The organism is Pseudomonas sp. B21-054 (assembly GCF_026016345.1).
Lineage (GTDB): Bacteria > Pseudomonadota > Gammaproteobacteria > Pseudomonadales > Pseudomonadaceae > Aquipseudomonas.
In genome coordinates this window covers 3,066,998-3,088,808 of record NZ_CP087204.1, presented here as the reverse complement: position 1 = coordinate 3,088,808, position 21,811 = coordinate 3,066,998, and the positions used below count along the sequence as shown (strand labels likewise).

20 protein-coding genes are annotated in these 21,811 nt (G+C 61.3%); 12 read left to right on the top strand and 8 right to left on the bottom strand.

Annotated elements, in window-relative coordinates; genetic code table 11:
- The first annotated feature begins 124 nt into the window (after positions 1-124).
- The 5 genes from hpaD (at position 125) to hpaI (ending at position 4,443) form a co-directional block, all read left to right on the top strand.
- Positions 125-982, top strand: coding sequence for a 3,4-dihydroxyphenylacetate 2,3-dioxygenase (gene hpaD, locus LOY70_RS13895; protein WP_123416759.1), 858 nt, complete (start codon positions 125-127; stop codon positions 980-982).
- A gap of 84 nt (positions 983-1,066) precedes the next feature.
- Positions 1,067-1,459: a 5-carboxymethyl-2-hydroxymuconate Delta-isomerase gene (locus tag LOY70_RS13890; protein WP_265037585.1), complete on the top strand. Its 393-nt coding sequence runs from the start codon at positions 1,067-1,069 to the stop codon at positions 1,457-1,459.
- Positions 1,460-1,510: 51 nt separating this feature from the next.
- On the top strand, positions 1,511-2,815 hold the full coding sequence (locus LOY70_RS13885; RefSeq protein WP_265037583.1) for an MFS transporter: 1,305 nt from the start codon (positions 1,511-1,513) through the stop codon (positions 2,813-2,815).
- 12 nt (positions 2,816-2,827) lie between these two features.
- Positions 2,828-3,631, top strand: coding sequence for a 2-oxo-hept-4-ene-1,7-dioate hydratase (gene hpaH, locus LOY70_RS13880; RefSeq protein WP_265037581.1), 804 nt, complete (start codon positions 2,828-2,830; stop codon positions 3,629-3,631).
- Between the two features lie 14 nt (positions 3,632-3,645).
- Positions 3,646-4,443: a 4-hydroxy-2-oxoheptanedioate aldolase gene (gene hpaI, locus LOY70_RS13875; protein WP_265037579.1), complete on the top strand. Its 798-nt coding sequence runs from the start codon at positions 3,646-3,648 to the stop codon at positions 4,441-4,443.
- Between the two features lie 52 nt (positions 4,444-4,495).
- On the opposite strand, the gene hpaR is transcribed toward hpaI, so the two are convergent.
- The 3 genes from hpaR to LOY70_RS13860 form a co-directional block, all read right to left on the bottom strand.
- A complete protein-coding gene (gene hpaR / locus LOY70_RS13870; RefSeq protein WP_265037577.1) occupies positions 4,496-4,918 on the bottom strand; it encodes a homoprotocatechuate degradation operon regulator HpaR in 423 nt (140 codons plus the stop codon).
- Positions 4,919-5,153: 235 nt separating this feature from the next.
- Positions 5,154-6,095, bottom strand: a complete 942-nt coding sequence (locus LOY70_RS13865; RefSeq protein WP_265037576.1) for a p-hydroxyphenylacetate 3-hydroxylase reductase component — start codon at positions 6,093-6,095, stop codon at positions 5,154-5,156.
- A gap of 71 nt (positions 6,096-6,166) precedes the next feature.
- Positions 6,167-7,336, bottom strand: coding sequence for a p-hydroxyphenylacetate 3-hydroxylase oxygenase component (locus tag LOY70_RS13860; RefSeq protein WP_265037574.1), 1,170 nt, complete (start codon positions 7,334-7,336; stop codon positions 6,167-6,169).
- A 282-nt stretch (positions 7,337-7,618) separates the two neighbouring features.
- Here LOY70_RS13860 and LOY70_RS13855 point away from each other — a divergent pair, with 282 nt between their 5' ends.
- The 7 genes from LOY70_RS13855 to LOY70_RS13825 all read left to right on the top strand — a co-directional run bounded on the left by LOY70_RS13855 (position 7,619) and on the right by LOY70_RS13825 (position 15,203).
- Positions 7,619-8,278: a helix-turn-helix transcriptional regulator gene (locus LOY70_RS13855; protein ID WP_265037572.1), complete on the top strand. Its 660-nt coding sequence runs from the start codon at positions 7,619-7,621 to the stop codon at positions 8,276-8,278.
- 85 nt (positions 8,279-8,363) lie between these two features.
- On the top strand, positions 8,364-9,185 hold the full coding sequence (locus LOY70_RS13850; RefSeq protein WP_265037570.1) for a molybdenum cofactor biosynthesis F family protein: 822 nt from the start codon (positions 8,364-8,366) through the stop codon (positions 9,183-9,185).
- Positions 9,178-9,978: an SDR family NAD(P)-dependent oxidoreductase gene (locus LOY70_RS13845; protein WP_265037568.1), complete on the top strand. Its 801-nt coding sequence runs from the start codon at positions 9,178-9,180 to the stop codon at positions 9,976-9,978. Before LOY70_RS13850 ends, LOY70_RS13845 begins: the two co-directional genes overlap by 8 nt.
- Positions 9,971-10,738: an SDR family oxidoreductase gene (locus LOY70_RS13840; RefSeq protein WP_265037566.1), complete on the top strand. Its 768-nt coding sequence runs from the start codon at positions 9,971-9,973 to the stop codon at positions 10,736-10,738. Before LOY70_RS13845 ends, LOY70_RS13840 begins: the two co-directional genes overlap by 8 nt.
- Positions 10,739-10,823: 85 nt before the next feature.
- A complete protein-coding gene (locus LOY70_RS13835) occupies positions 10,824-11,879 on the top strand; it encodes a tetratricopeptide repeat protein (protein WP_265037564.1) in 1,056 nt (351 codons plus the stop codon).
- Between the two features lie 154 nt (positions 11,880-12,033).
- Entirely contained in the window at positions 12,034-13,536 is a 1,503-nt protein-coding gene (locus LOY70_RS13830; RefSeq protein ID WP_123416772.1) for an ATPase domain-containing protein, read from the top strand.
- On the top strand, positions 13,533-15,203 hold the full coding sequence (locus LOY70_RS13825) for a response regulator (RefSeq protein ID WP_265037562.1): 1,671 nt from the start codon (positions 13,533-13,535) through the stop codon (positions 15,201-15,203). Before LOY70_RS13830 ends, LOY70_RS13825 begins: the two co-directional genes overlap by 4 nt.
- 66 nt (positions 15,204-15,269) lie before the next feature.
- Here the strand turns inward: LOY70_RS13825 and LOY70_RS13820 are convergent, their stop codons facing one another.
- From LOY70_RS13820 to LOY70_RS13800, 5 genes are read right to left on the bottom strand one after another with little or no spacing between them, the layout of a single operon-like run.
- Positions 15,270-15,647, bottom strand: a complete 378-nt coding sequence (locus LOY70_RS13820) for a response regulator (RefSeq protein ID WP_123341290.1) — start codon at positions 15,645-15,647, stop codon at positions 15,270-15,272.
- Positions 15,640-16,920: a hybrid sensor histidine kinase/response regulator gene (locus LOY70_RS13815; RefSeq protein ID WP_265037558.1), complete on the bottom strand. Its 1,281-nt coding sequence runs from the start codon at positions 16,918-16,920 to the stop codon at positions 15,640-15,642. The genes LOY70_RS13820 and LOY70_RS13815 overlap by 8 nt, the downstream gene beginning before the upstream one ends.
- 5 nt (positions 16,921-16,925) lie before the next feature.
- Complete coding sequence (locus LOY70_RS13810) at positions 16,926-17,504, bottom strand: chemotaxis protein CheB (protein WP_265037556.1); 579 nt, start codon at positions 17,502-17,504, stop codon at positions 16,926-16,928.
- A complete protein-coding gene (locus tag LOY70_RS13805; RefSeq protein ID WP_265037554.1) occupies positions 17,501-18,316 on the bottom strand; it encodes a CheR family methyltransferase in 816 nt (271 codons plus the stop codon). Before LOY70_RS13805 ends, LOY70_RS13810 begins: the two co-directional genes overlap by 4 nt.
- Positions 18,316-21,798: a response regulator gene (locus LOY70_RS13800; protein ID WP_265037551.1), complete on the bottom strand. Its 3,483-nt coding sequence runs from the start codon at positions 21,796-21,798 to the stop codon at positions 18,316-18,318. The genes LOY70_RS13805 and LOY70_RS13800 overlap by 1 nt, the downstream gene beginning before the upstream one ends.
- Positions 21,799-21,811 lie beyond the last annotated feature (13 nt).

Genomic DNA, 21,811 nt, shown 5'->3' with positions numbered 1-21,811 from the left:
TATTGGGGCTGCTACGCAGCCCAGCGGGGATAAATCCCCTCGCCACAAAAGCGCCAACACAAGCAAGACCCGATTCACCGATTATCCAAGATCCAACAAGAACAATCTTTTCAGGAGAATCATCATGGGCGAAGTCGTCCTGGCGGCGAAAATCTGCCACGTTCCCTCGATGTACCTGTCGGAGCTGCCCGGCAAGCACCACGGTTGCCGCGCCGCAGCGATTGCCGGCCACAAGGAAATCGGTCGCCGGGCCCGTGAGCTGGGAGCCGACACCGCCGTGGTGTTCGACGTGCATTGGCTGGTCAACAGCGCCTATCACGTCAACGGCGGTGAGCGTTTCAAAGGCATCTACACCAGCAACGAGCTGCCGCACTTCATCAAGAACATGGAATACGAATACCCAGGCTGCCCTGAACTGGGCGAACTGATCGCCGCCGAGGCCAATGCCGCTGACGTGCGCACCCTGGCCCACAACATCCCGAGCCTCGAGCTGGAATACGGCACGCTGGTGCCCATGCGCTACATGCACATGGACGTACCGCCGGAACAAAAACTCAACGTCGTGTCGATTGCCGCCTGGTGCGCCTGGCATCGCCTGCAAGACAGCTTCACCTTCGGCGCCGCCGTACGCCGGGCCATCGAGAAAAGCGACCGCAAGGTCCTGGTGCTAGCCTCCGGTTCGCTGTCGCACCGTTTCTCCGATGACCGCAATGCCGAAGCCAACATCCATAACTGGACGCGGGAGTTCGACAAACAGGTCGACCTGCACGTCGTGGAGATGTGGCGCCAGGGCCGTTGGAAAGAGTTCTGCGCGATGCTCCCGGACTACGCCGAACACTGCTTCGGCGAAGGCAAGATGCATGACACCGCGATGTTGCTGGGCCTGCTCGGCGGCCCGGATTACGACAAGCCCGCCGAAATCATCACCGAGCCTTTCGGCAGCTCGGGCACCGGCCAGATCAACGCCATTTTTCCAGTCTGAACAGCAGCTGCAAGCGACAAGCTGATCGTTTTCAACTTGCCGCTTGCAGCTCACCACTCAAAGCTGCCGACGCAGGAGGCCCCCATGCCCCATTTCATCGCTGAATACACCGATAACATCGAACAACAAGCCGATCTGCTCGGACTGTTTGAAAAAGTCCACGCCGTGCTGGGCGACAGCGGCGTGTTTCCCCTGGGTGGCATCCGCAGCCGTGGCGTGCGCCTGGACACCTGGCGCATGGCTGACGGCAAGCACGACTACGCCTTCGTGCACATGACCTTGAAAGTCGGTCATGGTCGTGATCTGGCCACCCGCCAGAAAGTCGCGGAAAAACTTTTCGAGGTGATCACCGCGCACTTCGCTGAACTCCAGGCCCAGCGCCTGCTGGCGCTGTCGTTCGAAATGATCGAACTGCACGAGCAACTCAACTTCAAGGCTAACAACGTCCATGCCTTCCTCAAGGCCCAGACAAGCTAAGCCTGCCTGCCCGTTCGTCCCATCGGCCTCTCTGACAAAAAGTACAAGATCATGAGCACAGCCAACACCGCCGACTCTGCCGGTACCATCGCCCACGACCGCACCCATGCCACCATCACCTGGCGGCTGATGCCGCTGCTGTTGGTCTGCTACCTGTTCGCCCACCTGGATCGCATCAACATCGGCTTCGCCAAGATGCAGATGAGCGCCGACCTGCAGTTCAGCGACACGGTCTACGGCTTCGGCGCCGGTCTGTTTTTCATCGCCTATGCGCTGTTTGGCGTGCCGAGCAACATGGCCCTGGACCGGGTCGGTCCACGGCGCTGGATCGCCACCCTGATGGTGGTCTGGGGGGCCCTGTCCACCGGCATGTTCCTCATCGACAGCGCCATCGGTTTCTACCTATTGCGCTTTCTGCTGGGGGTGGCCGAGGCCGGTTTCTTCCCGGGGATCCTGGTCTTCCTCAACCGCTGGTACCCGGCCCGGCGTCGGGCCCAGGTGACCGCACTGTTCGCCATTGCCGTGCCGATGGCCGGCGTGATCGGTGGGCCACTGTCCGGCGGCATTCTCGAGCACTTCCATGATGTTGGCGGCCTGCGCGGCTGGCAGTGGATGTTCGTCATCGAAGGGCTGCCAGTGATCCTGCTCGGCTTGGTGGTGCTCAAGTGCCTGCCGGACAGTTTCGAGACGGTCAACTGGCTTGCGCCCAGTGCCAAGCAGCAACTGCGCGAGCAACTGAGCGTTGAAGAGCAACGCAAATCCATCACCTCGTTCTCGGCGATCCTCAACAACCCGCAGGTCTGGTTGCTGGTGGCGGTGTATTTCGCCGTCATGCTGGCGGTCAACACCCTGGCCTTCTGGATGCCCACCTTGATCCACGGCGCCGGCATCGGCAGCGACGGCCAGGTCGGGCTGCTCAGCGCCGTGCCCTACCTGGCCGGCTGCTTCTTCATGATCGGCTGCGGGCGTTCCTCCGACCGCAACCGCGAACGCCGCTGGCACCTGTGCGTGCCGCTGTTGATGGCGGCGGCAGGCATTGCCGTCGCCGGGCTCTCGCCCACCGACCCGACCCTGGTGCTGGCTGGCCTGATTGTCGCCGGCATGGGCGCCAGCGCCGCCTTGCCGATGTTCTGGCAGTTGCCGCCGGCCTTCCTGTCCAACAGCACCCAGGCCGCCGGCATCGCGCTGATCAGTTCCTTCGGCAGTATCGCCTCGTTCTTCGCGCCCTACCTGATCGGCTGGATGCGTGACACCACCCAGAGCGCGAGCCTGGCGCTTTATGTGCTGGCGCTGTTCATCGCCCTTGGTGGCCTGCTGGTGCTGCGTACCCAAGCCACCATCGTCAATCCTCAATAAGAGACCCTCGTCATGCTCGATCAACATCTTATTCAGCAAGCTGCCGCTCGCCTCGACCACGCCGAGCGTTCACGGGAGCAGGTCCGCCAGTTTTCCCTGGATCACCCCGAGATCTCCATAGAAGACGCCTACGCCATCCAGCGCGCCTGGGTGGCGCAAAAAATCCAGGACGGCCGCAAGCTGGTTGGCCACAAGATCGGCCTGACCTCGCGCGCCATGCAGGTTTCGTCGAACATCACCGAACCGGACTACGGCGCGCTGCTGGACGACATGTTCTTCGACGAAGGCTCCGACATTCCGTTTGAGCGCTTCATCGTGCCACGGGTGGAAGTGGAGCTGGCGTTCATCCTTGGCAAGCCGTTGAAAGGTCCGAACGTGACCCTGTTCGACGTGCTGGATGCCACTGAGTGGGTGATCCCGGCATTGGAAATCATCGATGCACGCATCCAGCAGATCGATCCGCAGACCAAGGCGACCCGCAAGGTGTTCGACACCATTTCCGACAACGCCGCCAATGCCGGCGTGGTCATGGGCGGTCGTGCGGTGCGTCCCACCGAGATCGACCTGCGCAAGGTGCCGGCAGTGCTGTACCGCAACGGCGTGATCGAAGAGTCCGGCGTTTCGGCGGCGGTGCTCAATCACCCGGCCAAAGGCGTGGCCTGGCTGGCGAACAAACTGGCGGCCTACGACGTGACGTTGCAGCCAGGGCAAATCATCCTCGGTGGCTCCTTCACCCGCCCTGTGGCAGCCAATCCGGGCGACACCTTCCATGTCGACTACGACATGCTCGGTTCCATCGCTTGCCGTTTCGTCTGATCGGAGATTGATTCATGGACATGCCTATCAACACCTTCAAACAACGCCTGCGCAGCGGTGAAGCACAGATTGGCCTGTGGCTGGGCCTGGCCGACGCCTACTGCGCCGAGCTAGCGGCCAACGCCGGCTTCGACTGGCTGTTGATCGATGGCGAACACGCGCCCAACGACCTGCGCACGCTACTCGGCCAGCTCCAGGCCGTGGCGCCCTACCCCAGCCAGCCCGTGATCCGCCCGGTCGTTGGCGACACCGCGTTGATCAAGCAAGTGCTCGACATCGGCGTGCAAACCCTGTTGGTGCCGATGGTGGAAAGCGCCGACCAGGCCCGCGGACTGGTGCGCGCCATCCACTACCCGCCCCAGGGTGTACGTGGCGTCGGCAGCGCGCTGGCCCGGGCGTCGCGCTGGAATAGCATCCCCGGCTACCTCGACAAGGCCGATGAACAGATGTGTTTGCTGGTGCAAATCGAAAGCCGCGAAGGCCTGGCCAACCTGGATGCCATTGCGGCGGTGGACGGTGTCGATGGGGTCTTCATTGGCCCGGCGGACCTGAGCGCGTCCATGGGCTTTCGCGGCAATCCCGGCCATCCGGATGTGCAAGCGGCCATCGAGGACGCCATCGCCCGCATCCGTCACGCCGGCAAAGCCGCGGGGATTCTCAGCGCCGATGAAAAACTGGCCCGGCGTTATATCGAACTCGGCGCGGCGTTTGTGGCGGTGGGTGTGGATACGACGGTGTTGATGCGGGGCTTGCAGACCCTGGCGGCGACGTTCAAGGATGTGGCAAAGCCTGTGGTTGGGGGCGTGTACTGATATCAACCACACCCCTTGTGGCGAGCGAGCAAGCTCCCTCGCCACAAGGATCTCAGCGCCTGATCATCTTCAGCTCATTGAGCAACCCCAGCAAGGTCTGCAGCTTTTCCTCCCCCAACTTCCCCTGCAAGCGCTGGTAATTCTCTTCCATGCTCTGGCTCATCGAGTCGAAGCACGCCTGCCCTTGCGGTGCCAGGCGCACCAGTACCCGCCGCTGATCCTGTTCGGCCTTGCGCCGCACGACCATGCCCGCCGCTTCCATCCGCACCAGCACACCGGTCATGCTGGGCTTGAGGATGCAGGCCAGCTCGGCCAGGCGATTGATTTCCAGCTCGTCGTGCTGGCTGAGGATACGGATGACCCGCCATTGCTGTTCAGTCAAGCCGTGCTGATTGAGAGACGGCCGGAAAAAACCCATGGCCGCTTCACGGGCCTGTAGCAGGGTCAGGGTCAAGGATTGGCGCGGTTTGGGCATGGAGTGGGTTCGCGAGCAGATTTAGTTAATGAGTTAACTAAATCTTAACATCTCCGACGTCGAGTTACCTGTGGCGAGGGGATTTATCCCCGCTGGGCTGCGAAGCAGCCCCGATATCGGCCATCGCGGTGTGTCAGTCAATTCGCTGTTGTAGCTTTAGGGCCGCTTCGCGGCCCAGCGGGGATAAATCCCCTCGCCACAGAGGTTGGTGCCAAGCCTTGATGCATGTTTCAGCTCAAGCGCCCTTGATCACACCCTTGAGCATTTGTTTGAAATGCTCGACCTGCTCCTCGCTGAACTGGCCGAACACCTTGTCCTGCTGCTCCTTGGCTATCGCCCAGAGCCCTTCGGTTTCGTCGATGCCCTTGGCGGTCAGGCGCACCCGCTCGCTTTCATCGCTCACCAGGCCCTTGCGCTTGAGGTTGGCCACGGCTTCCTCGATCTCGCGCACTGGCATCGCCACCTCCCGCTGCAGGTCGCAAAGGTTCAGTCCGGCGTCGTTCTCCAGCACCATCAACATTCGTGCCTCACTGGTGCGCAAGCCGGTGGACAACTGACGCGGCTGGTAGCTGGCCTGATAGGCCCGCAACGCCTGGGTCATCAGGTAATACAGGTTGTGGCTCAGGCGGCCCTGGAAATGACTGCTGGGGGACTGGCCCTCTTCTCGCTTGGTCATGCGAGTGTGGGGCAGCACCATCGAGTAGGCGCCCTGGTGATAGAGCAAGGGCGAGCGTCCGAAATCATCAAAGGCCACGACCTTGCCGATCATGATCCAGTGATCGCCACCGTCGACCTGCTGGTATTTCTCACAATGAAAACGCGCCGAGCAGTCCACGAACACGGGGGCGCCACCTTCGCCGGCCTCGAATTCGATCTCGGCGAAGCGATCTTCCTTGGGCCGTGCGAAGTTGTTCGACAGGTCGATCTGGTCGGCGGCGAGCACGTTCACCGCAAAATGACTGGCGGCTTCGAACACGCCATGGCTGCTGGAGCGTTTGTCGATGCTCCAGAGAATCAACGGCGGGTCCAGGGACACCGAGTTGAAACTGTTGGCGGTCACACCGACCTTGCGGCCATCTTCAGCGGCTGCGGTGACCACGGTCACCCCAGTGGCAAAGTTACCTAGGGCCCGGCGGAACGCGCGGGTGTCGAAAGCGGTATCACAAACACTGGACATGCAAGACTCCCGGCCGCCTCAGGCGACGGCCTCGATTATTGTTTTATGGACGGGGCCCGACGAGCAGGCGGTCACACCATGGTGGGATCGGGCTCCAGGCCCATCAATTCGCGCCCGAGAATCTGTGCACAGACGTCGTAGTCGGTGTAGGCATGGGCGCCGGTCAGGTGGGCATCGCGGAACAGCCGTTGCAATTCGTTGGTTTCGAACCAGGCGCCGCCGCCGGCGGCTTCCATCAGGCGATCCACCGCCTGGATGCACATCTTGGTGGCATAACCCTGGTTGGTTCGCCAGAACGCCAGGGTTTCACGGCTGGGGTATTCGTGGCGCTCACCGTGGTCGGCATGTTCCTGCCAGGTTTTTTCGAGGAACGCCCGAGCCGCCGCCACCTGATGGGTCGATTCAGCCAAACGCATCAACGCTGGCGTTGCTGCGCCCACCGCCGCCCCGGTGTAGGCGCGCACGCGGGTGCGGGTTTTCTCGCGAAAGACCTCCAGCATGCGTTCGGCCACGCCCAGGCTGACGGTGGAAAAGCCACTGGCGAAGTACGGACGATACGGCGAATAGAAAATCCTGCTGTCGGGGTACAGGCCAAACCCACCGGACTTGCCCTCCATCATGTCCTTGGCTTTCTGGATCCGGTGCTCCGGCACGAAAGCGTTGTCGACGATCAACGTCTTGCTGCCACTGCCGCGCATGCCCACCGCGAACCAGTCATCGCGGATTTCATAATCGCTGCGGGGCAACACCGCGAAGCAATAGTCCTGGGTACCCTCGGCATTTTTGCGGCGAAACCCCATGATCGCCCATTCGGCGTGATCGCAACCGCTGCTCCAGCCCATTTCTCCGCTGAACATCACGCCACCCTCGACTTCCTCGGTGCGACCAAATGGGGCGATGCTGCTGCTGGCGGTGGCATCGGGATCATCGCCCCAGATTTCCTGCTGGGTCTTGGCCGGGAACATTGCCAGTTGATGGCTGTGGGTGCACAACAGACTCATGGCCCAGGCGGTGCTGGCACAGGCGCCGGCCAGCAAGGCGATGCAATCGGCGAACTGCGGCAGGGAAATCTCCAGGCCCCCGTACTGTTTCGGCTGGAAGGCCTTGTGCAGGCCGATGCCTTTGAGCAGGGCTATATTTTCGGCAGGGACGGTCCGATCCTTTTCCGCCTGGAAGGCATTGGCGGCAATGACCGGCAGGATGGGCTTGAGGTCTTCGAGCAGCGGATTTGGCTTTTTCATGGACGGGCTCTTTTATTATTGGCATCTACCGATCCGGCCTTTGTCCGGCAACCCGAAGGCTGCGCATACGGCGGGATCAATGATTAAGGCCGGTCCAGTATGGGCAATCGAAGACGGGCAAAAAATGCACCTTCCAGATCCAAGGTTGTACTTTTCATGGCGCGGCCCTCATCGCCATGGCGCGCTCGGTCAAATACCCCGGCACGGATGATCAAGACAGGCGCGCCCGCCGGGCCCTTAATAAGGCCGTCGCGTGCAGCGCTTTTGGCAGGGTTTTAGATCATGAACGTCATCCCCACCCAGGACATCGCCGGCCACTGCCTGCACGCATTCACCCAACTCATCCCCTCCAGCCGGGCGGCCTTCTACTGCGTCGACCGGCAGCTGCAAGCCCATGACTTCAGCCTGCACGGCATGAGTGGCGAGATGCACCGCGACTATCTGGACAACTATCGCCAGTTCGACCCACTGCAACCACGTCACTGCGTATCCGATGACCTGGTCGTGGTGCCACTGGGCCTGGCGATGGCCCGTCAACCGGTGCGTGACAGTCAGCGCTATCGCAACTTCCTGCAGCGCTACGGCGTGGTGGATGTCGTGGAAGTGTTCGCCCATCGGGACGGCCAGCCTCAAGCCGCCATTTCGTTACTGCGCACCGCCGAGCAAGGCGTCTTCACCAGCCAGCAATTGACCCAACTCACCGCCCTGCAAACCCTGCTGCAATTGGCTGTTGCCCACCTGCCCGCCCAGGAGGACCCGTTGCGCGACCTGACGCCCAAGGAGCGCCAGATCGCCTGGCTGCTGCGCCAAGGGGTGAGCAACAAACAACTGGCCCGGGAGCTGGATGTAGGCTTGCCGACCATCAAGACCCACCTGATCAATCTGTTTCGCAAGGTGGGTGTGAGCAGTCGTACCGAGTTGGTCAGCGCACTGTTTCTCTAATCGGTTCAACCCTTCGGTTGATAGGCCGCAGCGCCTCAGAGCTGCATGATCGCAGTGGCTATCTCATCCAAACCGGAGCCTTGCAATGAGCACACCTACAGACTGGATCACCGTCGGCGCCCTGGCCGATGGCTTTGCCCCAGAAGCCTTCATCCTGCCAAACCTGGCCGACCTGAAAGGCAAGACCTTCACCCTGCATTTCGCCAATGGCTGGCAGATCGAACACCGCTTCGAGCAGGACAGCCTGTCCTGGAGCGCCACTGACGGTCATTCCAGCGGCACGGCGAGCTATCGGGCCACGTCGGTGCGCCCGGGCCTGTACCTGGTGGACTTCATCAAGCGCGAAGGTGTGCAAACCTGGTCGGTGAGCCTGGTACTCGATACCGCTAATGCGGCGTTCACCGCGGTCATCGGCCGCATGCCCGAGCAGGAACAAACGCGCGAAGGTCTTTACACTCGCGCCTTGGCGGGCAAGCCCCTGACATCAGTCCAGGTGGAATTCCTCCACGGCAGCCTCGACCGACCTTGGCAGCAAGGGCTCTGCCCCCACGCACCGACCACCGAACTGGTGGGGCTGCGCAACCTGTATCGCTACAGCCCGAGCGAAGTCTACGAACATATTTACCTCAACGAGCGGTTCTATACCTGGCAGTGCCTCAAAGGCGTGGAGCAAGGCCTGTGCGACACCGATCGCTGCGACACCTACAAGATCGCCGACCAGCTGTACCTGTTCGTGTGGCGGGAAAAGATCATCCCGACCCTGGGCCTGGTGTTGATCGACCTGCAACAGCACCGCAGCGACGGCAAGATCTTCGGTTACGCCGAAGCGTCCTTCGATGAGTTTTCCAATTTCCCGGTCAGTTCCTACTGCCAGGTACTCAACAGCACGGACTATCCCGATGCGTGATTTGCCTACCATCGTGATCACCGGAGCGGGCACCGGCATCGGTGCCGCCTGTGCCCGGTTGTATGCTGGCGAAGGTGCCAATCTGGTGTTGATTGGTCGACGCCGCGAACCCTTGGAGCAACTGGCGCAGGAGATCGGCGGCCTGGTGCTGGCGGGTGATGCGGCTTGCCCGGCCACCTGGGACGGTTTTGTCGCGCAGATCCGCCAGCGCTTCGGCCGGATCGATGTGCTGCTGGCCTGCGCTGGCGGCATGGGCTTGGGCAGCGCCACCGAGACCAGCCCGCAGGCCTGGGAAACGGCCGTGCGCAGCAATCTCGACAGCGCGTTCTACAGCGCCCGGGCTTGCCTGCCGCTGCTGCAGGAAAGCGCTGGCAACATCGTGCTGATCGCATCCATCGCTTCATTGGCGGCTGGGCCTGGGGTCTGTGGCTACACCACCACCAAGCATGCGCTGCTGGGCCTGAACCGTTCCTTGGCACGGGACTATGGGCCCAAAGGCGTGCGGGTCAACGCGGTCTGCCCAGGCTGGGTGCGTACGCCAATGGCCGATGAGGAAATGCAGGTACTGATGAAGTTTCATGGCGAGACGCTGCAACAGGCGTACGACCGGGTCTGCGCCGACGTACCGCTGCGCAGGCCCGCCAGCGCCGAAGAAATTGCCCATGTCTGCCGTTTCCTGGCGTCGCCCCACGCCTCAATCATCACCGGCGCGACGTTGGTGGCCGACGGAGGCTCCAGCATCGTGGACGTGCCGACACTGGCCTTCAGCCGAATGGAGGCTACCCATGCCTGAAGATCTGGATTTCAGCGGTAAAACCGTGTTGGTCACCGGAGGGGCCCAGGGCATTGGCCGGGCCATCGTCGAAGCCTTTGCCCTGCGCGGGGCCCATGTGGTGATCGCCGACCTGGGCCTGACGCGGGCCGAAGCAGTGGCGAGCGAATTGACTGCTGGGGGTTGTCAGGTGCAAGCCGTGGGGGTCGACCTGGCCGATGCCACGGCGATCTCCGGGATGATGGCCGGGTTGGAGCAACGCTTGGGAAGGCTGGATGTCCTGGTGCACAACGCCGGGTATTTTCCGCTGACACCGTTCGCCGAGATCACCCCGCCGATACTTGAGCGAACGCTGGCGGTGAACCTCTCGGCGCTGTTCTGGCTGACCCAGGCGGCGCTGCCGATGTTCCGGCGCCAGGGCCAGGGTTGCGTGCTGGTGACCTCCTCGGTCACCGGCCCACGGGTGGCCTATCCGGGCCTCAGCCACTACGCGGCGTCCAAGGCCGGGGTCAATGGCTTCATTCGCAACGCGGCGCTGGAACTGGCGGCGCAGAACGTGCGGGTCAACGGCGTCGAACCCGGCATGATCGCCACCCCGGCCATGGCGAACCTCGGGGACGATGAAGTCAACCAGGACATCGCCCGCCGGGTCCCGCTGGGTCGCCTGGGCAAGCCGAGCGACATCGCCGGGGCCATGCTGTTCCTGGCGTCGGACTTGGCTTCGTATGTCACCGGACAGACCCTGGTGGTCGACGGCGGCTCAACCTTGCCGGAGGTTTGAGCCCAAAGCGGCCTTAAGGTTTGACTCAGGCTCGCGCCTGGCCGAAGCTTGCGACATTTCACGCTTCTGGTTATGGATTGCCTGCATGCCCCCGTCTCGCCGCTATGTGCTTATCAGCCTGTCCATCCTGTTGGTGATCGGTCTCGTCGCGGTGTGGCTACGCAGCACCACCCCGCAGATCCCCGAGGCGATCAAGCGTGGCTACAGCGAAGCCCTGGAAAAGGCCCGCAACGGGCAGCCGGGGGCGGCGCGGGAGCTTTATCAACAATTGGGGCGCCCCGACCTCTCCCCCAAGCGCCGCGTGTGGCTGCATGCCGAACTGCCCAACTATCCAAGCCCGCAAGCCTTGAAACTGGCGGGTGCGGACCTGCACAGCGAATCGGCGGATGTACGTCGTGCAGCCATTGGCAGCCTCGTCGGGCTGTTGCCAACGGGCCAGCGCAGCCTGCTGCTGGGACCGCTACTCGATGATGACGACCAGAACGTCCGGTTCGCCGCCGTGAACGCGCTCCTGGGTTCGTCCCCTGATGACCTGGGCTTGTATTTCGGAGCGATGCAGCTTGCCATCGATACTTGGGAGCAGGTGCTCGAGGACGGGCCGCAGACCGCCGAATCCTACTATCAGCTCGCCCGCCTGCACTTGCACAACGCTGAGTTGAAAAAAGCCCAACAGGCCCTCGAACAAACATTGCGCCTGCAACCCGACAACCTTCCCGCACTGGTCATGCAAATCGAAGTACTCGACAAACAAGGCCAGGGCGAAGCCGCCAGACAATTACTCGCCAGGCAGTTGCAAACCCAGCCGGACTCGGCTTATCTGCAACATGCACTGGGCCTGTGGCTGCTGCAGCATGGCCAGAGCGAATACGCGGTGCTCGGCTTGGCCAAAGCCGTGGAACTGGAGCCCAATAACCGCACGTATCGCTACGACCTGGCAACCACCCTGCACGCCGAGCAGGAACTGGAAGCCGCACAGAAACAACTGCAGGAAATCGTCCAGCGCTACCCCGCCGACCGCAAGGCCCGGGTGCTGTTGATCAACTACTGGAAGGAGTCCGGGCAGTTGCAGAATGTGCAGATCCTGCTGGCCCAACTTGAACAGCTCAACCCCGACGATCCGGCGTTGCAGCAGGGTCTGTAGGCATCGCATCGACAGTCAAAAGTTGTGCAGTACACCGCGTTTTGTCAACGAAAGCGGAACCGCCATCATCGCCAAGGGTCAAGTGTTCAGGCAGTTCATTTCCAGGCGTACTCCAGCCTGCTGCCCCACTTCCCTAGTCATGAGAGGGCTTTTTTTGTCTACATCTAACGAGTTGATCAGCGCAAAAGCCGCCACCGGTATCGAAGGGCTGGACGACATCCTTTCCGGTGGTCTGTCCCGCGGCCATGTGTTCCTGCTGGAAGGGGAACCGGGGACTGGTAAAACCACGGTCGCGTTGCAATTCCTGCTGGCCGGTGCCAAGGCCGGCGAGCGCTCGTTGTACATCACATTGTCGGAAACCGAGCGTGAACTGCGTCAGGGCGCGGCATCCCACGGCTGGACGATCGATGAAAACGTTCATATCTTCGAGCTGACCCCACCCGAAAGCCTGCTCAACGCCGAGCACCAGCAAAGCCTGTTGTATTCCTCCGACCTGGAGCTGGGCGAAGCGACCCGACAGATCTTCGAAGTGGTCGAGCGCGTCAAGCCGACCCGGGTGGTGCTCGACAGCCTGTCGGAGATTCGCCTGCTGGCGCAAAGCTCCCTGCGCTATCGCCGGCAGATCCTGGCCATCAAGCATTACTTCGTGCGTTACGACGCGACTGTACTGCTCCTGGATGACCTGACCACCGAGTCCCTGGACAAGACCGTGCACAGCGTTGCCCACGGGGTGATTCGCCTGGAAGAACTGACCCCCAACTATGGCGCTGAGCGGCGGCGTGTTCGGGTGGTGAAGTATCGCGGGCAGAAGTACCGCGGCGGCTTTCATGACTTCACCATCATGGGCGACGGCGTCCATGTGTTCCCGCGCCTGGTGGCCGCCGAACACCGTGGGCAATACCTGCGGCGACAGCTCTCCAGCGGCCTCGATGGTGTGGATGCCCTCCTGGGCGGCGGCATCGAGACCGGCTCCAGCACGTTGATCCTGGGCCCCGCCGGTACCGGCAAGTCGCTGATCTCGATGATCTTCGCCGCAGCGGCGGTGCAGCGTGGCGAGAAAGCCGCGCTGTTCATCTTCGACGAAGAACTGGGCTTGCTGTTCGAACGCATGAGGAACGTCGGCATCGACCTGGAGGCCCTGCGCAGCACCGGCAACCTGGTGATCGAACAAGTGGACGCCGCCGAGCTGTCTCCTGGCGAGTTCTCGCATCGGGTGCGCCGTTGCGTCGACGAAGGCAACATCAAGACCGTTGTCATCGACAGCATCAACGGCTACCAGGCTGCCATGCCAGAGGAAAACGCCCTGGTGCTGCATGTGCATGAACTGTTGCTCTATCTAAACCGCAGGGGCGCGGCGACCTTCATGACCGTGGCACAGCACGGCCTGGTGGGCGACATGCAGGCGCCCGTGGACATTACCTACCTGGCCGACACGGTGATTCTGTTGCGTTACTTCGAAGCGCTGGGCAAAGTGCGCCGGGCGATCTCCATCATCAAGAAACGCACCGGCAGCCACGAATCCACCATTCGCGAATACCGCATCAGCAACCACGGCATGACCATTGGCGAACCGTTGGAATCGTTCCAGGGCGTATTGCGGGGTGTGCCCAATTATATGGGAGCGGATAACCCGCTGCTCAAGGATGATCCACAGTGACGTTGGCCGAGCCCCTGTCCGAGCGGGCGTTGATCCTTGCCCCGCTGGGACGGGACAGCCAGATCGCCCTGATGATCCTCAACGAAGCCGGCTTTGGCGGGCTCATCTGTCGCCACCTGGGGCACCTGTGCGAGGAGCTTGAACTCGGCGCCGGCCTGCTGGTGGTGTCCTCCGAAGCCCTGGTCGGACCTGACCTGGAAACGCTGCTGCTGCATATCGAGCAGCAACCGGCGTGGTCCGACCTGCCCATCGTCCTGCTGACCCACCACGGTGGCCCCGAACAGAACCCGGCGGCCCGCATCGGCGCGCAACTGGGCAACGTCACCTTCCTGGAACGGCCTTTCCACCCGGTAACCCTGGTCAGCCTGGTGACCACCGCCGTGCGCGGACGCCGAAGGCAGTACGAGGCCCGGGACCGCCTGATCGACCTCAGCAACAGCGAGCTGCGCCTGCAAACGACCCTCGAGACTCTCGAGCAACAGGTGGAAGAACGTACCGCCCAATTGCGTCATAACGAAGAGGCCCTGCGCCAGTCGCAGAAAATGGAAGCCGTCGGCCAGCTCACCGGCGGCATCGCCCATGACTTCAACAACATGCTCACCGGGATCATCGGCAGCCTTGAATTGCTGCGCCGGCGCCTGGCCCGGGGCCGTACCGAAGACCTGGACAGCCTGATCGACCTGGGCGTGACCTCCGCCAACCGCGCCGCCGGCCTGACCCATCGCCTGCTCGCCTTCTCACGGCGCCAATCACTGGACTCCAAAGCCGTGCAGATGAACACGCTGGTGCTGTCCATGGGTGAGCTTTTGCAGCGCAGCCTCAACGAAAGCATACGGTTGGACATGCAGCTTGACGATCAGCTCTGGATCGCCGAAGCCGATCCCAATCAACTGGAAAGCGCCCTGCTCAACCTGGTGCTCAACGCCCGGGATGCCATGCCCGATGGCGGCACGTTGGTGGTGCAGACCTTCAACCGCCACTTGGATGTCGGCTTCACCGACGCCTACAGCAACCTGGAACCCGGCGATTATGTGGTGCTGAGCGTGCAGGACTCCGGTTGCGGCATGCCCGAGGCGGTCATCAATCGCGCATTCGATCCGTTCTTCACCACGAAACCCATCGGCCAAGGCACCGGGCTGGGCCTGTCGATGATCTATGGGTTCAGCAAGCAATCCCACGGCCATGTGACGATCGACAGCGAAGTCGGCAAAGGCACCACGGTCAATCTTTACCTGCCCCGCTTCGTGGGCGAAGCGATTCAAGAGCCCCTGCCCGTTACACAGCACGCACCGAACGCGCAGGATGGCGAGACAGTGCTGATCGTCGAAGACGATCCGGCGGTGCGGGTGCTGGTCAGCGCCGTATTGAGCGAACTGGGTTATGCCTTTGTCGAGGCCGCCGACGCCAACCAAGCGGTGCCGATCCTCCAGTCAGGCCAGCGCATCGATCTGTTGGTCAGTGACGTGGGCCTGCCAGGCATGAATGGCCGGCAATTGGCGGAAATCGGCCGGCAGATCCGTCCGGACCTGCGGGTATTGTTCATCACCGGTTACGCTGAGCATGCAGCGGTACGCGGCGGTTTCCTTGACCCGGGCATGCAGATGATCACCAAGCCGTTCACGTTTGATTTGTTGACGGCCAAGGTGCGGGAGATGATCAAGACTTGAGCCTGTGTGGGGGCCGCTTCGCGGCCCCCCGGGGCGGTGCGAGGTTGCGCGAATCCCTTCGCCACACTACGACAGCATGGACTGCATGATGTCCTGTAATTCATCCAGGTCGAAGGGTTTGTCCAGGATCGGGGCCTTGCGGGTGATCGGGCTGTCGGTGTCGCGCACCTCTTGCGCGTAGCCGCTGATAAAGATGACTTTCAGGTCGGGGCGCAACCGGACCGCCGGCTCTGCGATCTGCACACCGGTGATGCCGCCCGGCAGGCGGAAGTCGGTGATCATCATGTCCAGGTGTGGCTTGCTCGCCAGGATCTCGAACGCCTGCTCACCGTTTTCGGCCTGCAGTATCCGATACCCCTCACCTGACAGGTAGGTAGACAGCACCATCAGGATCGACGGATCGTCCTCGACAATCAGTACTACGTCTTGCGCATCTTCACTCATGAGAAGCCTTTGTTCGATCAATAGCTGCTGATACGACCTTGGGGTCACTCAGAGGTTGCGTCTGTTCGACGGTTTTGTTCGAGACGCTTTTCTGCAAAGGCAGGCAAACGCGAAACAGCGCGCCTTCGTTGAGGCGACTATTGACCGTGATCGTCCCGCCATGAGCGGTCACAATCTGCTCGGAGATGAACAGTCCCAGCCCCAGGCCGGAAGCGACGGCCTTGGAGGACACCCGTTCGAATTGCTGGAAGATGCGCTGCTGGTTTTCTTCGCTGATGCCGATGCCATGGTCCTGGACTTCGACACAGGCATGGTCCGACATCTTGTAGACACGCACCTCGATCGGGCTTTTGCCGCCGTAGCGCAAGGCGTTGGTCAGCAGGTTGGACACCACCTGTTCAATACGAAACTCATCCCAGAGTCCCTCCACCAAGGGTTCTGCGGTACAGATCAATGAGCATTCGGCCGCCGCGATCTGCGGCTGGAAATTGTGCAGCAGACCCTGCACCAGCGTCGTCAGATTGAACCGGGTCGGACGGATGGACAACTTGCCGGTGCGAATCCGCGATACGTCCAGCATGTCCTCGATCAGCCGAATCAGGCTCTTGATCTGGCGTTCGTCGCGCTCGACCATCGCGCGCACCTTGTCCAGGCTGAACGCCGCGGCGTTATCCCGGGCCAGGTGCATCTTGCGCAATTGCGTCTCGAGAATCAGGCCATTGAGGGGCGTGCGCACTTCGTGGGCGACGATTGACATAAAGTCATCACGCATCCGCACCGCCTGCTCCAGCTCGCTGCGAGTGGCCTCCAGCTGCTGCAACAAAATCTCCTGCTCCCGGCGGCTCTGCTCCAGGGCAACGACCTGTTCCTTCATCGCCTTTCTCTGGCGATAGAGTTCGACGAACACATTGACCTTGCTTTTGACCGCATGGGTGTCCAGCGGCTTGTGCAGGAAATCCACCGCACCGCTTTCATAGCCGGTGAAGGCATAGTTGCGTTCACGCCCCGCGGCGCTGACAAAAATGATCGGGATGCTGCGAGTCTTCTCCGTGCCACGCATCAGCTCGGCCAGTTCGAAACCGTTCATTCCCGGCATCTGCACATCAATGATGGCCAGGGCAAACTCATGCTGCAGCAATAGGGAAAGCGCTTCGTCAGCCGACAGGGCCTTGAAGACCTGACGATCTTCGCGCTTGATCAGCGCGTCCAGGGCCAACAGATTCTCCGGCAGATCGTCGACGATCAGCAGTTTGGCTTGAATATCTCTTGGCATGTGGTTCATTCCAGCCCGGCCAGCAACTGGCCGATGCCTTGCAAAGTAAGGATATGGTCGGGCTCATGCAGAGCCAACGCCGCTTCGGGCATGGTCGAGACTTGTGCTTCGTCGGGGTCCTGGACCACCGTGATACCTCCCAGCTCCCGAACCCTGGCCAGTCCCTTGGCACCGTCACTGTTGGCACCAGTCAGTACGATCGCCAGCAGGTTCGCACCGTAGACATCGGCGGCTGACTCGAACAGCACATCAATGGACGGCCGCGAGTGGTGCACCGGCTCCTCCAGGCTCAACGACAAACTGCGGTCGGCCTCGACCGACAAGTGATAGCCAGGCGTTGCCACGTACAAGGTGCCGGGCACGACGTCCTGCTTGTCCTGGGCTTCCTCCACCGGTACGGCGAGACGATAGCCAAACACATGGGCCAACTGGCTGTGGCGCTCATCCGGCAAATGCAGCACCACCAGGATCGGCACACCGAAGCCCTTGCGCAGTTGCCCGAACACCTTGAGCAGCGCTTCAACGCCGCCAGCGGATGCGCCGACGACAATGGCCTCGATTCGGGACCGGGTCATGTGATTCATAACTTGCGATAGATCCGTTCCTGTTTTACGAGTGCTTCGAATTGCTGACCGTAAGCCGAGAAATCCAGTGTTTCCTTGCTGCCCAACACTAGGAACCCGCGGTGACAGAGGGACTCATGAAACAACCCGAACGCACGATCTTGCAGCTTCTTATTGAAATATATCAATACGTTACGACATGAAATTAATTGAGTTTCTGAAAATACACTGTCGGTCGCCAAACTGTGGTCGGCAAAGGTCACGTTCTCACGCAGGGTTTTGTCGAACATTGCGTAATCGTAGGCCGCCGTGTAGTAATCGGCAAATGATCGCCGTCCCCCGGCGCACTGATAGTTTTGGGTATAGGCCCGTACGTTCTCCAGGGAGAAAATGCCCTGCTTGGCTTTTTCCAGCGAACGTGGATTGATATCGGTGGCATAGATGAGCGTGCGATCCAGCAGGCCTTCCTCGCGCAATAGAATCGCCATGGAGTAGACCTCCTCCCCCGTGCTGCATCCGGCGATCCAGATCTTGATCGACGGATACGTCTTGAGCAACGGCACCACTTCCTCGCGGATCGCCAGGAAATGCGAAGGGTCGCGAAACATCTCACTGACAGGAATCGTCAACAGCTGCAGCAACTGCATGAACATGCCCGGGTCGTGCAACACGCGCTCCTGCAGCGCCGAGATAGTCTTGCACTCGAACTGGCTCAACGCATGGTGGACCCGGCGCTTGATGGATGCACCGGAGTAATCCCGGAAATCGTAGCTGTACTTGAGGTAGATCGCTTCGATCAACAAACGCAGTTCAATATCAGTGTCACGTTCCACTAAATTCTTTCCATATTCGGCAACCACACGCGAATCAGTGAGAACAGACGATCCAGGTCGATCGGTTTAGCCAGGTAATCGTTGGAACCCGCCGCCAGGCAGCGCTCCTGATCATCCTTCATGGCCTTGGCCGTCACGGCAATGATCGGCAACTTGCGCCAGCGCGGGTCTTTGCGGATCAATGCGGTGGCTTCAAAACCGTCCATCTCCGGCATCATCACATCCATCAACACCAGGTCGATGTCGTCGACTTCATTCAGGCGTTCGATCGCTTCATAGCCGTTACGGCCAATGACCACGACTGCCCCTTTCGCCTCCAGGGCGCTGGTCAGGGCAAAGATGTTGCGCACATCGTCGTCCACCAACAGTACCTTGCGGCCCTCGAAAACCTTGTCGCGGCTGCGGGCGGTCTTGAGCATCCGCTGACGTTCATGGGACAACCGGGATTCGACTTTGTGCAGAAAGAGTGTCACTTCATCCAGCAGCCGCTCTGGCGAGCGGGCGCCCTTGATGATGATCGAGCGCGAATACTTACGCAGTTCGGCCTCTTCATCGCGGGTCAGGTTGCGCCCGGTGTAGACAATCACCGGTGGGAATGAACAGATTTCTTCGGTGGACATGCGCTTGAGCAGGTCATTGCCCAGCATGTCCGGCAGCTTGAGGTCGATGATCATGCAGTCGTAGACATTCGTGCGCAGCAGGTCCAGGGCTTGTTGGGCCAGGCCGACGGCAGTGATCTCGATATCGTCATCGCCGATCAGCCGGGTGATGCTGTCGCGCTGCAAGTCATCGTCTTCCACCAGCAGCACCCGCTTGACCTTCTGGGTCAGCTTGGCCTCCAGGCGAGCGAACACGTCCTTGAGCTCTTCGCGGGTGGTCGGCTTGACGGCATAACCCACGGCGCCCATGTGCATCGCCGCTTCGACACGGTCCTCGACGGAAATCACGTGCACCGGGATATGTCGGGTATCGGCCCGCTCCTTGAGCCGCTGCAATACCGTCAGCCCGGAGTGATCCGGCAGACGCATGTCCAGCAGAATCGCGTCGGGGCTCAGTTGCATGGCCAGGTCGAAGCCTTCATCGGCGCCGTGGGCCACCAGGCATTGGTAACCGAGTTCGTGGGCCAGGTCGAAGAGGATCCGCGCAAACTTGGGTTCATCTTCGATCACCAGGATGCACCGGGTGGTGAACGGGGCCTTGTCCCGATCATCGGCGAATCGGGCGACGGGCGTGTCCACCTGGGCGATCAATGGCGCAGGCGCAGGTGTTGGGAGGGCTGGCGTGGGCGCGGTGGCCGTCGGGGTGAATACCCTCGGCGCTGCCGGGACTTGCCCCGGCTCGACATAACGCTCAGGCAAGACCAGCGTAAACACGCTGCCCTGCCCCGGTTCGCTGGAGACGGTGATCGAACCTCCCAGCAACGTGGCCAGGTCGCGGGAAATCGACAAGCCCAGACCGGTGCCGCCATACCGGCGATTGGTGGTGCCATCGGCCTGGCGGAACGCCTCGAAGATGCTCTGTTGCTGATCGGCGGCGATGCCGATGCCGGAGTCACGCACAATGAACGCAATGCCCGAACCCGGTTGGCCGGCCACGGACAGAGAGACGCTGCCTTGCTCAGTGAACTTCACCGCGTTGGACAACAGGTTCTTGATCACCTGCTCCAGGCGCTGGCGATCGGTGTACAGCATGGACGGTGCGTCAGGCAGCAGCTGCGCCTCGAAGCTCAGGCCTTTGTCGGCCGCCAGTGGCTTGAACATATCGCGCAAGCCTTCCACCAGCCGCGCCACACTGGTGTTTTCCGGGCGTACTTCCAGTTTCCCGGCCTCGACCTTGGAAATGTCGAGAATGTCATTGATTAGATTCAGCAAGTCGTTACCGGCCGAGTAGATCGACTCGGCAAACTTGACCTGTTCCTCGCTGAGGTTCTGCTGCGGGTTTTCGGCCAGTAACTTGGACAGGATCAATGAACTGTTGAGCGGTGTACGCAGTTCATGGGACATGTTGGCCAGGAACTCGGACTTGTACTTGCTCGAACGCTGCAATTCTTCGGCGCGCTCCTGCAACTGGATCTGGGCCAGGTTCAGCTCGCTGTTCTTCTGGTCCATGGCGTCGCGCTGTTCGGCCAGTTGCTCGTTGGTCTGTTCCAGCTCCTGTTGCTGGGCTTCCAGGTGAGCCTGGGATTCCTTGAGGATGCGCGATTGCTCTTCCAACTCTTCGTTGGCGGTCTTGAGCTCTTCCTGCTGGACTTGCAGTTCTTCGTTCAACTGCTGGGTTTCGGCCAGCACTTCCTGCAAACGCTGGCGATAACGGGCCGCTTCAATGGAGGTGCCGATGTTGCCGGCCACCAGCTCCAGCAATTCGAGGTCGCGGTCGGTCAAGGGCCGCAGGAAACCCAGCTCGATGACACCGTTGATCCGGTCGTCGTCGCTGGTTGGCACTACCACCACGCTATTGGGCAAGCCCCGGCCCAAACCGGAACTGATTTTCAGGTAATCATTGGGCACATCATCCAGGCGGATCGGACGCCCCTGCTGTACCGCCTGGCCCACGATGCCTTCACCGGCGACGATCACCTGGTGCTGTTCGTCCTCTTCCCGGGACATGCCATAAGTGGCCACCCGCTTGAGGACGCCGTTTTCTTCCCGCGCATACAGCGCGGCCACGACAGTGCCCATGTATTGGGCACAAAACTGCAGGATGTTGCGGCCCAGCAGGTTCAGGCTCAGTTGCCCCAGGACCTGCTCGGCCAACAGCGTCTGGCCATTGCGCAGCCAGGCCTGTTTCTCCAGGTGCAAGGCGCTCTGCTGCTGGACCTTCAAGCTTGCGCTGTAGTTGCTGGACAAGGTCAGCAGGTCGCGGCGACCGACATAAGCCAGCAATCCGCTGACGGCAGCAACGAACAGCAGATACAGGGCGATGCTCCAGACCGTGGTGGTGCGGACCTCTTCGTTGCGCGCCGCACGCAACTGCTGTTCGGTCTCGACGATGTCTTCGAAGGTCTTGCGAATTTCGTCGGTCAGGCGCTTGCCGCGGCCGGCCTTCACCGCGCCCCGGTAATCGCCGCTGCTGCGTTGCAGGTCGATCATGCTCTGGGCGTAATTGGACCATTCCACCTGGAGCGCCTGCACCTTATGCAGGCGGTCGGTCTGGACCGGGTTGTCGGCTGTCAATTCCAGCAATGTGTCCAGCGCGACCGCGATCCGTGGCTTGGCGACTTCATAGGGGTCAAGGAAGTGTTCGTCACCACTCAACAGGTAGCCGCGCATGCCGGTCTCCAGGTCCACGCTCAGCTTGAGCGCTTCGTTGGCATTGTTGATCACCCGATCGGTGTGCCCGACCCATTGGATCACTGACAGCAGATAGGTGATCAGCACGATGAAAAACACCGCGCTGAGGGCACCCATGCCCAGCGGCAGGCTGATGTTGCGACTTAAGAGTTTACGAAAGCTTTGCTCGTCAACCGAAGACGAAGGAGTCATGGAGAAGGCCTTG